The 13,687-nt window shown below is 40.5% G+C and carries 14 protein-coding genes and 1 pseudogene; 10 read left to right on the top strand and 5 right to left on the bottom strand.

Going from position 1 to position 13,687, the window contains the following annotated elements:
* The first annotated feature begins 15 nt into the window (after positions 1 to 15).
* Together EAF07_RS07510 and EAF07_RS07505 are read left to right on the top strand one after the other, a co-directional pair.
* Positions 16 to 1,065 carry a PhoH family protein gene (locus EAF07_RS07510; RefSeq protein WP_183121675.1) on the top strand — a complete coding sequence of 350 codons (1,050 nt, stop codon included), beginning with the start codon at positions 16 to 18 and terminating at the stop codon, positions 1,063 to 1,065.
* A 22-nt stretch (positions 1,066 to 1,087) separates the two neighbouring features.
* The gene (locus EAF07_RS07505) at positions 1,088 to 1,588 is read left to right on the top strand and encodes a GNAT family N-acetyltransferase (RefSeq protein WP_121835966.1); all 501 of its coding nucleotides are present in this window, start codon (positions 1,088 to 1,090) and stop codon (positions 1,586 to 1,588) included.
* Positions 1,589 to 2,242: 654 nt separating this feature from the next.
* Here EAF07_RS07505 and EAF07_RS07500 read toward each other — a convergent pair.
* Positions 2,243 to 2,920 (bottom strand): NAD(P)H-dependent oxidoreductase, encoded by a 678-nt coding sequence (locus tag EAF07_RS07500; protein ID WP_121835965.1) that lies wholly within the window; start codon positions 2,918 to 2,920, stop codon positions 2,243 to 2,245.
* Positions 2,917 to 3,333 (bottom strand): hypothetical protein, encoded by a 417-nt coding sequence (locus EAF07_RS07495; protein ID WP_121835964.1) that lies wholly within the window; start codon positions 3,331 to 3,333, stop codon positions 2,917 to 2,919. The genes EAF07_RS07500 and EAF07_RS07495 overlap by 4 nt, the downstream gene beginning before the upstream one ends.
* A 106-nt stretch (positions 3,334 to 3,439) precedes the next feature.
* On the opposite strand from EAF07_RS07495, the gene queG reads away from it, so the two are divergent.
* From queG to ftsX, 4 genes are all read left to right on the top strand, one after another.
* Complete coding sequence (queG, locus tag EAF07_RS07490) at positions 3,440 to 4,561, top strand: tRNA epoxyqueuosine(34) reductase QueG (protein WP_121835963.1); 1,122 nt, start codon at positions 3,440 to 3,442, stop codon at positions 4,559 to 4,561.
* A 48-nt stretch (positions 4,562 to 4,609) separates the two neighbouring features.
* A protein-coding gene (prfB, locus tag EAF07_RS07485) for a peptide chain release factor 2 (RefSeq protein ID WP_121835962.1) occupies positions 4,610 to 5,705 on the top strand; the annotation gives its coding sequence in 2 pieces (ribosomal slippage) (positions 4,610 to 4,681 and positions 4,683 to 5,705; 1,095 coding nt in all).
* A gap of 215 nt (positions 5,706 to 5,920) precedes the next feature.
* Positions 5,921 to 6,613: a cell division ATP-binding protein FtsE gene (gene ftsE, locus EAF07_RS07480; RefSeq protein WP_121835961.1), complete on the top strand. Its 693-nt coding sequence runs from the start codon at positions 5,921 to 5,923 to the stop codon at positions 6,611 to 6,613.
* Entirely contained in the window at positions 6,606 to 7,535 is a 930-nt protein-coding gene (ftsX, locus tag EAF07_RS07475; RefSeq protein WP_121835960.1) for a permease-like cell division protein FtsX, read from the top strand. Before ftsE ends, ftsX begins: the two co-directional genes overlap by 8 nt.
* A gap of 39 nt (positions 7,536 to 7,574) precedes the next feature.
* Here the strand turns inward: ftsX and EAF07_RS07470 are convergent, their stop codons facing one another.
* Both EAF07_RS07470 and EAF07_RS07465 read right to left on the bottom strand, forming a co-directional pair.
* Positions 7,575 to 8,294, bottom strand: coding sequence for an alpha/beta hydrolase (locus EAF07_RS07470; protein WP_121835959.1), 720 nt, complete (start codon positions 8,292 to 8,294; stop codon positions 7,575 to 7,577).
* Positions 8,294 to 8,923 (bottom strand): MBL fold metallo-hydrolase, encoded by a 630-nt coding sequence (locus EAF07_RS07465; RefSeq protein WP_121835958.1) that lies wholly within the window; start codon positions 8,921 to 8,923, stop codon positions 8,294 to 8,296. Before EAF07_RS07465 ends, EAF07_RS07470 begins: the two co-directional genes overlap by 1 nt.
* A 273-nt stretch (positions 8,924 to 9,196) precedes the next feature.
* Between EAF07_RS07465 and EAF07_RS07460 the strand changes: the two genes are divergently transcribed.
* The 4 genes and pseudogenes from EAF07_RS07460 (at position 9,197) to EAF07_RS07445 (ending at position 12,665) form a co-directional block, all read left to right on the top strand.
* The gene (locus EAF07_RS07460; RefSeq protein ID WP_121835957.1) at positions 9,197 to 10,741 is read left to right on the top strand and encodes a peptide chain release factor 3; all 1,545 of its coding nucleotides are present in this window, start codon (positions 9,197 to 9,199) and stop codon (positions 10,739 to 10,741) included.
* A 108-nt stretch (positions 10,742 to 10,849) separates the two neighbouring features.
* Positions 10,850 to 11,167 carry a hypothetical protein gene (locus tag EAF07_RS07455; protein ID WP_121835956.1) on the top strand — a complete coding sequence of 106 codons (318 nt, stop codon included), beginning with the start codon at positions 10,850 to 10,852 and terminating at the stop codon, positions 11,165 to 11,167.
* Between the two features lie 124 nt (positions 11,168 to 11,291).
* Positions 11,292 to 11,672, top strand: coding sequence for a PH domain-containing protein (locus EAF07_RS07450; RefSeq protein ID WP_121835955.1), 381 nt, complete (start codon positions 11,292 to 11,294; stop codon positions 11,670 to 11,672).
* Between the two features lie 152 nt (positions 11,673 to 11,824).
* Positions 11,825 to 12,665 (top strand): annotated as a pseudogene (locus EAF07_RS07445) (FAD-dependent oxidoreductase).
* A gap of 735 nt (positions 12,666 to 13,400) precedes the next feature.
* On the opposite strand, the gene EAF07_RS07440 reads toward EAF07_RS07445, so the two are convergent.
* Positions 13,401 to 13,687, bottom strand: a 287-nt coding sequence (locus EAF07_RS07440; RefSeq protein WP_121835954.1) for an IS30 family transposase, incomplete at its 5' end; no start/stop codon positions are given.

The following is a 13,687-nucleotide window of genomic DNA, read 5'->3' as shown; positions in this document are numbered from 1 at the left end:
ATTAAGGAGAACAATTTGCAAGAGTATTCAATTGAACTAACCTTATCTCATCCAGATGATGTGCTGGCTTTGTTTGGAAGCAACGAACGTCATTTGCGCTTAATTGAGGAAAATCTCGGTGTTATTATTCATGCACGGACCGAGCGCGTGCAGATTCTTGGAGATGATGAAGAAGCTGTTGAAACAGCTCGCCTTGCCATAGAAGCTCTGCTTGTTTTAGTTGGTCGTGGGATGATGGTCAATACCTCGGATGTTGTGACTGCCCTGTCAATGGCTCAGGCTGGGGATATTTCAAAATTTGTTGCCCTCTATGAGGAAGAAATCATCAAGGATAACTATGGCAAGCCTATTCGTGTGAAAACGTTGGGGCAGAAGCTGTATGTTGATAGTGTAAAATCTCATGATGTGGTCTTTGGGATTGGTCCGGCGGGGACTGGTAAAACCTTTTTAGCAGTCACTTTGGCAGTGACAGCCCTCAAACGCGGGCAGGTCAAACGCATTGTCTTGACACGTCCAGCTGTTGAAGCGGGTGAAAGTCTCGGTTTCCTTCCGGGTGATTTGAAAGAGAAGGTTGATCCTTATCTTCGTCCTGTTTATGATGCATTGTATCAGATTCTTGGTAAGGAGCAGACAACCCGTCTCATGGAGCGTGAAACCATTGAGATTGCCCCTCTTGCCTATATGCGTGGTCGTACTTTGGACGATGCCTTTGTTATCTTGGATGAAGCGCAAAATACAACCATCATGCAGATGAAGATGTTTTTGACCCGTCTTGGCTTTAATTCTAAGATGATTATCAACGGTGATATCAGTCAGATTGACCTACCTCGCAAGGTCAAATCAGGTTTGATTGATGCGACGGAAAAATTGCAGAGCATCAAAGCTATTGACTTTGTCCATTTTTCAGCTAAAGATGTTGTCCGTCATCCTGTTGTTGCTGAAATTATCAAAGCCTATGAGGACGATCGCTCTGCTATGTTCCAAAACGACAAAGAAGAAGTGACTGAGGAAAAATCAGGATTAACGACCTATGAGGTAATTGGCGAGTTGCCAAAGGAAGAATAAGTTATTTATAGTAGGTGAGTTAATGGAAATGTTATCATCATATTTCAAAGTTCGTCCGATTGTTGAAGAGGATTTAATACAAGTTTTAGAACTTTATCAGGGAAATCCATTTTTCTTTAGACATTGTCCACCTGAACCGAGTTTAGCGAGTATACAAGAGGATATCCGTCGTTTGCCAGAGGGGAAATCTCAAAGTGATAAGTATTACCTTGGCTTTTGGGAGAAGGAGAAGTTAGTAGCAGTCATGGATTTTGTCTATGATTATCCAAACGAGGAGACTGTATTTATTGGCTTTTTTATGGTCAATTCATCTTGTCAAGGTATGGGAATAGGGAGTCGAATCATTCAAGAAACCTTTGTCTATTTTTCCAGAAGTTTTAGAAAAGTGAGACTAGCTTATGTAAAAACCAATCCTCAAGCAAAACATTTTTGGGAAAAGCAGGGTTTTCTACCAACAGGTATTGAAGTAGATGAAGCCCCATATACTGTTGTCATAATGGAAAAAGAACTCTGTGGACAATAATTGAAATGTTCCTACCGTAATCGTATTTTTGATAATTTTCAATCTTATTATGGCTCAATCTATTTTATAAAAATATTAAAATAACATGATCTTTTCAACGTGTTGTTGAATGACCATGCTATTTGTTTTGTATATAGGCAATTAGTTTTAAAACGGATATTATACTTAACAAAAATCAAAAATTACTTTTTTGCTTCTTTCTAAAAGGTGCTGATGCTCAAAAGGTTTGGGGAACCTTTTGAGGTAGGAAATAAAGCTGACGAAGTCAGTGTCCCAACCTCCTACTGAGTTTCATTGCTAGATTTGAGCCTATCTCTATCGCAGTAGATGATTGACTGTACTTGTCGACTACTCGACAGCGTCCAACCTAATGGAACTACTACGAAATTGACTTTCAATTTCTGTAGATCTCCCAAAAATCCGTTCTTATCAAGCCAATTCCCCTCGCTCTTTTATTTCTGAGCTTGGGCAAAAACTGTCCACTAGACAGTTTCACTAATAAGAATAATACCACCATGGCGAAAGAAGCGCTGGGAAATTGATGCCTTTATTGGTCCTTGAGTTTGTTCAATATGCTAATTTTGATTTTGAATGAGTATAATTTAATCAGGGGAGGTGCTAATTAAAAAACTAAATCATCATGTAATGACTGCTTTACTCCACCCAAGTGATAACTTCTTCACGTGGTTTGCGAGTGCGTGGGTGTTTTGGTTCTTTGAGGCGGTAACCGAAAGAGACCATGCTGGCGATGCCTTCGGTTTCTGGATTGATAAGACCTGCATTGTCTAAGATGGTATTGACCTTATCGTAATCAAATCCTTCAATTGGACAAGAATCAATGCCAAGACGAATGGCAGTGGTCATCATATTTCCCATAGCGATATAAGTCTGCTTAGCGGTCCAATCCCAAAGGGCACGCGCATCATCAGCAATCTTCATGTCACGCTCTTGAAAGGCTTGATAGAGTGGCAGACGGCTTTTCACACCTTCTTCGTCAAGGCCACGGCGGACGAGGCTTTGGTAAATAGCAGAGCTGTCATAGCGGGCATTTTTCTCAGCCAAGAGAAAAACGAAGTGACTAGCAGTATCTAGCTGAGGCTGGGCTCCCCAAGCAACTTCCTTGAGTGGTGGCTTGATACTTTCGAGCTTTCCGTTGCCATTGTTTTCTAAGACGATAAAGCGCCAGCCTTCTAAACCAACAGAGGATGGGCTGAGCCAAGCGGTGTCTAAAATCAGTTCCATATCTTCACGAGATACTTTCTGATCATTGTAAACACGGACTGCCATACGGCGGTCGAAATTGTCACGGATTTCTTGATGGATGGAAGTCATAGATTCTCCTTTTTGATAATGGTGATAGTAGGATGAGTGATGTAGACAATCATCAGAATGAGCATGTCTAAAATGACGAGAGATATTAGGAAATACTGATATTGTTCGATTATAGGAACTGAATATCTGAGAAAACTTATTAATGGGATGCCAAGAATTCCTAAGTAATAGAGAAGACGTAGAATAAGACCCAGTCTATTAGGTTTAATCACCAGATTGTCTCCGTTAACAACTTCAAGACTTGCTGCTTTTTGAAAGTCCTTTTTGATTTTGAGTTGGCAGTGAGATTGGGGCAATTGCAAGCTATGGATTTCGTTAGAAGCAATCGTACCGACCAGCTCTGAATCGAGATAAATTCTATAGGTCAACAAAGTATCAAACCAACCAGTTTTCCGTTCCAGTTGAATGGTCATATTCCTTACCTCCTTTACCATTATTATAACGCTTTCAGAAAGATTTGTCATGGTATAGCAACATATCTGACTTGTGTTCATTACAAACTTTGCGTAGAATAGCAGTATGAATATTAAGGCAGAAATTAAGCAGTTAGCTGCTGAGATTGGGATTTCAAAGATTGGGTTTACAACGGCAGATGATTTTGCCTACTTGGAAAAATCGCTGCGCCTCGGTGTCGAAGAAGGACGGACCACAGGTTTTGAACATAAAAATATCGACGAGCGTATTGATCCCAAATTATCCTTAGCGACAGCTAAGACCATTATCTCCATCGCTGTTGCCTATCCCAATAAATTGCCAGTTCAGCCCCCGAAAACAGACTACAAACGTGGCAAGATTACCCCAAACTCTTGGGGACTGGATTACCACTATGTGCTACAAGACAAGCTGAAACGTTTGGCAGAAGGCATTGAAAAACTCACCGAAAACTTTGAGTACAAGGGGATGGTGGATACAGGTGCGCTTGTGGATACAGCAGTAGCCAGACGGGCAGGAATCGGCTTTATTGGCAAAAATGGTTTGGTCATCTCCAAAGAATATGGCTCTTACATGTATCTGGGAGAGTTGATTACCAACCTTGAGATTGAGCCAGACAGTCCAGTCGATTACGACTGTGGAGACTGTACCCGTTGCTTGGAAGCCTGTCCTACTTCATGTTTGATTGGTGATGGCACCATGAATGCCAGACGTTGCCTGTCTTTTCAGACCCAAGACAAGGGCATGATGGATATGGAATTTCGCAAGAAAATTAAAACAGTCATCTACGGCTGTGACATTTGCCAGATTTGTTGTCCCTATAACAAGGGGATTGACAATCCTCTGGCTTCTGAAATTGACCCAGACTTGGCCCACCCAGAACTGGTGCCATTCCTTGAACTGTCGAATAAATCCTTTAAAGAGAAATTTGGCATGATTGCGGGCTCTTGGCGTGGGAAAAATATCTTGCAACGCAATGCCATTATCGCGCTAGCCAATGCCCACGATAGAAGTGCCGTGGTCAAGTTACTAGAAATCATCGATAAGAATAACAATCCCATTCATACCGCGACAGCCATCTGGGCTATCGGTGAGATTGTCAAAAAGCCTGATGAGGCGATACTTGACTTTATGAGCAGTCTTTCTCCGAAAGAGGAAGAGAGCCAGCAAGAATTAGCTTTGGTTTTGGAAAAATGGCAGAGCGCTTAATTTTGTGGTAAAATAGATAAGATTTAAGGAAAGAAATGGAGAACACCCATGGAAGTGGCTGAAATTCGCCAAAAAATAGTAGAAAATAAAGAGAAGTTGACTAGCTTCAGGAGGTCTCTTTGACCTGGATAGGTTAGAAGAAGAGATTGCCTTACTTGAAAATCGTATGACGGAGCCTGACTTTTGGAATGACAATATTGCGGCTCAAAAGACATCGCAAGAGTTAAACGAGCTTAAAAACACTTATGAGACTTTCCATAATATGGAAGAACTTTCTGATGAGACAGAACTCTATCTTGAGATGTTGGAAGAAGACGAGAGTGTTCATGATGATTTGGTTGAAACCCTTGAAAAGTTAGACGGCATCATGACCAGCTATGAAATGACCTTACTTTTGTCTGGACCATACGATCATAATAATGCGATTTTAGAAATTCACCCAGGTTCTGGAGGAACTGAGGCGCAAGACTGGGCAGATATGCTTCTGCGGATGTATACCCGTTATGGAAATGCCAAGGGCTTCAAAGTTGAAACGCTGGATTATCAAGCGGGAGATGAAGCTGGTATCAAGTCAGTTACCCTTTCATTTGAGGGGCCAAATGCGTATGGTCTTTTGAAATCAGAAATGGGTGTGCACCGTTTGGTACGTATTTCACCATTTGATTCAGCAAAACGTCGCCACACCTCATTTACCTCTGTTGAGGTCATGCCAGAGTTGGACGATACGATTGAAGTGGAAATCCGTGATGATGATATTAAAATGGATACCTTCCGTTCAGGTGGTGCCGGCGGTCAGAACGTCAATAAAGTTTCGACCGGTGTGCGTTTGACTCATATTCCGACAGGAATTGTTGTAGCGTCAACCGTTGACCGTACCCAATATGGTAACCGTGATCGTGCCATGAAAATGCTTCAAGCTAAGCTCTACCAAATGGAGCAAGAGAAAAAGGCAGAAGAAGTCAACGCCCTTAAAGGTGATAAACGTGAAATCACCTGGGGAAGTCAGATTCGTTCCTACGTTTTCACCCCATACACCATGGTCAAAGACCACCGCACAGGCTATGAAGTCGCTCAAGTTGATAAGGTCATGGATGGAGACATCGAAGGTTTTATGGACGCCTACCTTAAATGGTTGATTGACTAAAAGTTATAACAAAAATGACTTGAAGATATGGGATATTTCTCATAATGAAATGAGATTCGTTTCCTCAACATATGATTATTTAGTGAGTGTCTATTGTCATTGTCTTTTGTAAAGATTATGGTAAAATAGTTGCCACCTCCATCCCATTCTCAAGTGAGTTTTAAAAATTAAAATGAGTGAAAGGAAAGAGTTGTCAAAACTCTTGAATAAATGAAATGCCATTGATTGAATTACGCGATGTTACCAAAAAGTATCATCGTTCAACGACTGCTCTTCGTGAGGTTACAGTCAATGTAGACCAAGGTGAGTTTGTTTACATCGTCGGTCCGTCAGGAGCCGGTAAATCATCTTTTATTAAACTGCTTTATCGTGAAGAAAAAGCGACATCTGGAAGTATCAAGGTTGGAGAATTTAATTTAACCAAACTTCGTCAGAAAGATGTGCCTCTTTTGCGACGTTCTATTGGTGTTGTGTTCCAAGACTACAAATTACTTCCTCGTAAAACAGTCTTTGAAAATGTTGCTTATGCGATGGAAGTTATCGGAGAAAAGCCTCGTAATATCAAAAAACGTGTGCCTGAAGTCCTTGACTTGGTGGGGTTGAAACACAAAATGCGTTCATTCCCAACTCAGCTTTCTGGTGGTGAGCAGCAGCGTGTTGCCATTGCTAGGGCCTTGGTTAATAATCCAAAACTTCTTATTGCCGATGAGCCAACTGGGAATCTTGACCCAGAAAATTCATGGGAAATCATGAACCTTTTAGAGCGTATCAATTTGCAAGGGACGACTGTTTTGATGGCCACTCACAATAGCCAAATCGTTAATACCCTTCGCCACCGTGTTATCGCTATCGAAGGTGGACGCGTGGTTCGTGACGAAGAGAAAGGAGACTACGGATACGATGATTAGACGATTTTTCCGCCATATGTGGGAGGCAATTAAAAACCTGAAACGTAATGGCCTTATGACGGTTGCTTCTGTCTTTTCGGTAACAGTAACCTTGACTCTAGTTGGGATTTTTGCTGCCGTGCTTTTTAATACGGAAAAGCTGGCGCGTGGTATTGAAGAAAATATCCAAATTAACGTCTTCCTTCAAGTTGATACTTATGATCAAGAACAAGAAGTGAAAAATGATGTTGGCGAGATGGTTCCAAATGAAAATTATCAAGCTGTTCAAAAAGCTATTGAGGCTATTGATGGTGTTGGTACCGTTACGTTCTCAAGCAAAGAGCAGGAGCTCAAGAAACTGCAGGAACGTATGGGAAATGCTTGGAAAATGCTTGATGGTGATGCTAACCCATTATTTGATGTTTATGTTGTCCAAACCACATCTCCAAAAGAAGTTGCTTCAGTAACTGAGAAAATTAGTGAAATCAAAGGTGTTGACCGTGCAGACTATGGTAAGGCTGATACGGAAAAAATCTTTAAAATGGCAGCCTTCATTCGAGTTTGGGGATTTGGCGCTATTGCCTTACTTGCTTTCGTAGCCCTCTTTATGATTTCCAATACCATTCGTATCACCATTATTTCACGTCGTCATGAGATTCAAATTATGCGCTTGGTAGGTGCCAAAAATTCATACATCCGTGGACCATTTTTTATGGAAGGTGCCTGGGTTGGATTTTTAGGGGCAATTATACCATCTGTTATCCTTTATTTGGGTTATCAATATGCTTATAATGCGTTTCAGAAAAACTTATCCATTGAACATTTATCAATGTACGCCCCTAATCCATACAGTTACTATGCTATCGCAGCCTTGTTTGTAGTGGGAATTCTAGTGGGATCGTTAGGATCAGTTCTTTCAATTCGCCGTTATCTTAAAGTGTAATGAGAATAAAGAAAAAAAGCCTTTCCGATTGGAAGGCTTTTAGTTATTTTGGATGAAAGCATCGATGGCATCACCGACTTTAGAAATTTGTTTAGAGGAGGAAATGGTAGCGTAACCGTCTCCTTTTTGTTTACCATAATCTCCAAATCCAGCATGGTTACCGCCAGAAATAGTCAGATAGGTAGTATCAGGGGGAAGTAACTCTTGTGCTTCTCGGTAGTTTTTTGAGTTTAAAACCTTATCATGCTCGGATGTGATGGATAGAACGGATAGGTCCAGACGAGATAGATCAGTATTTTCACTTGGATAGCTTGCTAGGAGGATGAGTCCCTCAATTTGTTTACTTTTCTTAGCATCAAGACTAGCTACGACACCTCCCATTGAATGTCCCGCAAGATAAATGGGACCTTGTTTGATATTTGGGAGTAGCGTGAGTGCTTTTTGATGAGAGAGAATTGGCAAGTTCAAAAAACTGTCTAAAAGATAGACGTCGTAGCCCTTCTGTGTGAGAAGGACAGCCATTTCAGCGTAGCTAGAAGCTTCTACAAAGGCCCCTTGATAGAAGATGATGGTAGCCTTAGTTTTATCAGGACTTTCAAAAAAGAGAAAGTCGGCTGTTTCTTTTTGAGCTTTCTTTGAAAAAGCTAGCGCTTGTTCAGTTGGTTGGTAGGTGTTTTGGCTAATATAAAGAAATACTAGACTCGAAATAGTGAGAAAACTCACTAAACTTATTAACAAAAAGTTAGCAATTTTTTTCATCATCTCAAAAATGGGTTAAAGGTCTTTTCGTGACCGATGGTTGTATTAAAACCATGACCTGGATGAACATCGTATCGACTTGGGAGGGTCAGTAATTGAGTCTTGATACTGTTAATCAAGGTATCAAAGTCACCTGTTGGTAAGTCAGTTCTTCCAATCGTTTCTTTAAAGAGAGCATCCCCTGAAAAAACGAGATTTTCCTCATCAAAGACAAGGGATACACTGCCATGAGAATGCCCGGGTGTTGGTAAGACTCGGAACTTAAATCCTGAAAGGTTATAAGCTCTGCCATTTTCAAAAAGAACATCAGCAGGAGATATGATAACATCTCCCAAATCAGGATGTCTAGCAGAACCATTGAGTGCAGGATTTCCTAACCAATCCGCTTCGAGTGGATGCACATAGACAGGAGGATGGTTAAACTTATCCCTTATGGCATCAACGCTGATGATATGGTCATAGTGTGTGTGGGTCAATAGAATAGCAGCAATAGGTTTATTGATGTGGTCAATCTCTTGAAGAAGTCCTTGAGTATCGCTTCCTGGATCAATGACAAGGAGGGCCTCATCATTTGATACCAAATATGTATTTTCCCCAGCAACAGGGTTTAAGTGCTTTTTAATTTTCATGGTTTTAGTTTACGCCAAATGAGAAAGGAAATCAAGTTATAGGTTACAAGGGAGGTATGCAGTATCAGCTAATGAGAAGTTTTTGTAACAGAGAAAATTTTCTTTCGGATTGAAATAAGCCCACTTTTTAGCTATAATATTAGGAGTTATCATGTTAATGACGCCTTTTTGTGCGCCTAAAAGAAAGAAAACCAATGTAGAATGTAGAAAAACTATCTGAACAAATAATAGTGTAGCTTTGCTATGTCATAATGAAATAGAAGTGAGAGAAAAATGACTTTACAAGACGAAATTAAGAAACGCCGTACCTTTGCCATCATTTCCCACCCAGACGCGGGTAAAACAACCATTACCGAGCAATTGCTCTACTTTGGTGGAGAGATTCGTGAGGCTGGTACCGTTAAGGGAAAGAAAACAGGAAACTTTGCAAAATCTGACTGGATGGATATTGAGAAACAACGTGGTATCTCTGTTACTTCATCTGTGATGCAGTTTGACTATGCTGGTAAACGTGTGAATATCTTGGACACCCCAGGGCACGAGGACTTCTCAGAGGATACTTACCGTACCTTGATGGCGGTGGATGCTGCTGTTATGGTTGTTGACTCAGCTAAAGGTATTGAGGCACAGACCAAAAAACTCTTTGAGGTTGTGAAACACCGTAACATTCCAGTTTTCACCTTCATTAACAAATTAGACCGTGATGGTCGTGAGCCACTTGATTTGCTTGAAGAATTAGAAGAAGTGCTTGGTATTGCTTCTTATCCGATGAACTGGCCGATCGGTATGGGGAAATCTTTTGAAGGCCTTTATGATTTGCATAATCAGCGTCTAGAACTCTACAAAGGTGATGAGCGTTTTGCAGACTTGTCAGACGGTGATCAACTCTTTGCGAACAACCCTTTCTATGAGCAAGTGAAAGAAGATATTGAATTGCTCGCTGAAGCTGGAAATAAATTTTCTGAGCAGGCTATTCTTGATGGTGATTTGACACCAGTTTTCTTTGGTTCAGCCCTTACGAATTTTGGAGTACAAACCTTCCTTGATACTTTCTTAGAATTTGCACCAGAACCTCACGGTCATAAAACTACAGAGGGAGAAGTGATTGACCCGCTCAACAAAGACTTCTCAGGCTTTGTCTTCAAAATCCAAGCCAATATGGACCCTCGTCACCGTGACCGTATTGCCTTTGTGCGCGTGGTATCTGGTGAATTTGAGCGTGGTATGGCCGTTAACCTACCTCGTACAGGAAAAGGGGCGAAGCTCTCAAACGTTACTCAGTTTATGGCAGAATCACGTGAAAATGTTGAAAATGCTGTCGCTGGAGACATTATTGGTGTCTATGATACGGGAACCTATCAAGTTGGTGATACCTTGACCGTTGGGAAAAATAAATTTGAATTTGAACCCCTACCAACCTTTACACCAGAAATTTTCATGAAAGTTGCAGCCAAGAACGTCATGAAACAAAAATCCTTCCACAAGGGAATTGAGCAATTGGTGCAAGAAGGAGCTATCCAGCTTTATAAAAACTACCAAACAGGTGAGTACATGCTTGGCGCGGTTGGTCAACTCCAATTTGAAGTTTTTAAACACCGCATGGAAGGTGAGTACAATGCCGAAGTCGTGATGACCCCAATGGGTAAAAAGACGGTACGTTGGATTAAGCCAGAGGACCTTGATGAGCGCATGAGTTCAAGTCGTAACATTTTGGCAAAAGACCGCTTTGATCAGCCTGTATTCCTCTTTGAAAACGACTTTGCCCTCCGTTGGTTTGCGGACAAGTACCCAGATGTGGAACTAGAAGAGAAGATGTAATGATGTAAAAAGCTGATGTGAGTCAGCTTTTTTCTTAGCTAAAAATGTAATCGTTTGCATTTTTTTCCAAATATGATATACTTGAGTCAAAAGTTGAGGAGGTATCCAATGTTTCCGATTTCTGAACCACTATCAAACCATTTCTTGTTGTCGCTGATTCCCCTAGTGCCAGGACTACTAGCCCTACGCTACCTCCCTTGGAACAGGATTTCAGATGTGACGATCACGATGAACAGTAACGCATTGACACTAAAGAGAGAGAATTTAGTAACGAGTGCTAAAATGATTTTAGCCATTTTTACTGTAGTGATGAGTTTTTCCCTATTTTCGCCAGGTCTTAGCCAAGGTCAGGGGTGGCTACGCTTTGTGTATTTAGGTGTAGCTCTATTAAGTGTAGGTCTTCATTTAAAAAAGGCTGTTGACTGATTTAGTGCCTACAATTTCAAAAGTATCTGATCATTTGAGAGGATGCTTTTATTTTTTCTGTTAAATTATGATATAATATAGAAAACGCTTTTAAAATATAGAAGTGGAAAGAGAGTGTGTTAAAATGGGAATTTTTTCTGGAATGATTGGCAATGCTTCGCAAAAAGATAACGATAAGGTTGAACGACAGCTGGAGGATATTTTGATTCCAGGGGAGCAGGTTACTTTGGCTTACTCCTTGGTTCGCGACTTGATTGTTTTTACTGAGAAACGCTTGATTTTGGTAGACAAGCAGGGCGTGACAGGGAAGAAAACGTCTTATAAGTCTATTCCCTACCGTTCGATTTCACGTTTTACAGTTGAAACATCAGGGCATTTTGATTTGGATGCGGAGCTAAAAATTTGGATTTCATCTGCTGTTGAACCTGCAGAGGTTTTACAATTTAAGAGTGACCGTAATGTTGTGGAAATTCAACAAGCCTTAGCAGAAGCTGTACTGAGATAAGTAAAATCTATTATTAGAGCAACTCTAAGTTGTTCTTTTTTTGTTTTTTTTAGAAAAGTTTGTGAAAAATGTCTAAAATAATCTTGTTAAAAGTTGTGAAAAATAATACAATGTAAGTGTATTCATCTATAAAAATAAGAAAGGAGATTTAGATGAAAAAGAAATATTGGCTAGGCTTTATCATGAGCCTGTTAGCTGCCTTGTTTTTAGTAGCTTGTGGAGGTAAGTCTGAAAAGGCTGCGGAGACAACAACAGAAGCTAAAAAAGAAGAAGTGGTTTCAGGTGCATCTGCTAAAGAATACACTAATCCTAAAGAATTAAAAGACAGCTATGATGTTGTGGTTATCGGTTCAGGTGGTGCTGGAATGTCTGCGGCCATCGCTGCCAAACAAGGTGGCGCAAGCGTTGCTATTTTTGAAAAAATGCCTGTTATCGGGGGAAATACCTCTAAATCTTCTGGAGGAATGAACGCTTCTGAAACCAAGTTCCAAAAAGAACAAAATATCGATGATACAAAAACAATATGCTTATGTTGTCTTTGACCAAGGACTTCGTGAACATTCAAAATCAATTGACACTTACGAAGAAAAAGGGATGACTGTCAAAGCTGAAACTGTTGAAGAATTAGCTAAAGCTATCGGTGTTGATGCCGCTAACTTGAAAACAACAGTTGAAAACTGGAACAAATACGTTGCAGACAAAAACGACCCAGAATTTGGTCGTAAAACAGGTATGGACCGTGATATGTCTAAAGCGCCATACTATGCAATCAAAGTCTCACCAGGTATTCACCACACAATGGGTGGTTTGAAAATCAATACAAACACTGAAGTATTGAAAGAAGATGGCAAAGCTATTCCAGGTCTTTATGCCGCAGGTGAAGTAACAGGTGGTGTGCATGGTAATAACCGTATGGGTGGTAATGCCGTGGCAGATATCGTTATCTTTGGTCGCCAGGCAGGTACAAAAGCAGCAGAATTTGCTAAAAAGTAATAATGTCTTCTCTTGACGAGATGTCATTATAAATACTATTAAATAAAGCCCTTGCTAGTTCCTAGTGAGGGTTTTACGATAGCCAAATAGAACGAAATTTTATACTTCATCCAAAATTAAAAATAGCAGTTTAAGTCAAATTAAGAACCAATAAATGGCTTGATTTACCAGAGCTTCTTTCGCCATGGAGGTATTCTTATTAGTGAAACTGTCCAGTGGACAGTTTTAGCCTGAGCTTAGAAATCAAAAAGCGAGGGGAATTTGTTTGATAAGAACGGATTTTTGGGAGAACTACAGAAATTGAAAATCAATTTCGTAGTAGTTCCCCCGAAAGGATGATTAGGTTGGACGCTGTCGAGTCATCAACAAGTACAGCCAATCATCTACCGCGATAGAGATAGGCTCAAATCTAGCAATGAAACTCCGTAGGAGGTTTTGACGCTGAATTCTTCAGCTTTATTTCCTACCTCAAAAGGTTCCCCAAACCTTATCGACTGTGACGAACTCTGTTCGTCTTATTTCCCACCTCCAAAGGTCTCCCAGACCTTTGGAGCGTCCGCACTTTTAAGAAAGAAACAAAAAAGTAATTTTTGATTTTTGCTAAGTATTAGCTATGAAATCTTATTTTCCACTACAAAAGTTTGTCTAAATATTATGATATTCGCCCTTGCTAAGAAGGTAGTGAGGAACACTTGATAGGCTAGTTTGAGATAAATGCCAAATTTCAAGTTCAAGTTAGGCAGTCTGTAAAAACTCTATAGGAGATTTATAATTGAATAGTTTCTTTGGATAGTTGTTAATCCAGTTTTCAATAAATGCGACTTGTTGTTGATTCGCATTTTTGCTTCCCTTAGGCAACCAACGCCGGATGAGTCTATTATGATTCTCATTAGTCCCACGCTCCCAAGAAGAATACGGGTGGGCATAGTAGATATGAGCAGGGTCAAAAACTTCTGCTAAACGACTGAACTCAGCCCCGTTATCAGCTGTGATAGAGTTCATTTGATAATCCTTGAGGATTG

Origin of the sequence: Streptococcus hillyeri (genome assembly GCF_003686955.1) — a bacterium.
Lineage (GTDB): Bacteria > Bacillota > Bacilli > Lactobacillales > Streptococcaceae > Streptococcus > Streptococcus hillyeri.
The sequence above is the reverse complement of the archived record's forward strand: the minus strand, read 5'-3'. Positions and strand labels throughout refer to the sequence as shown.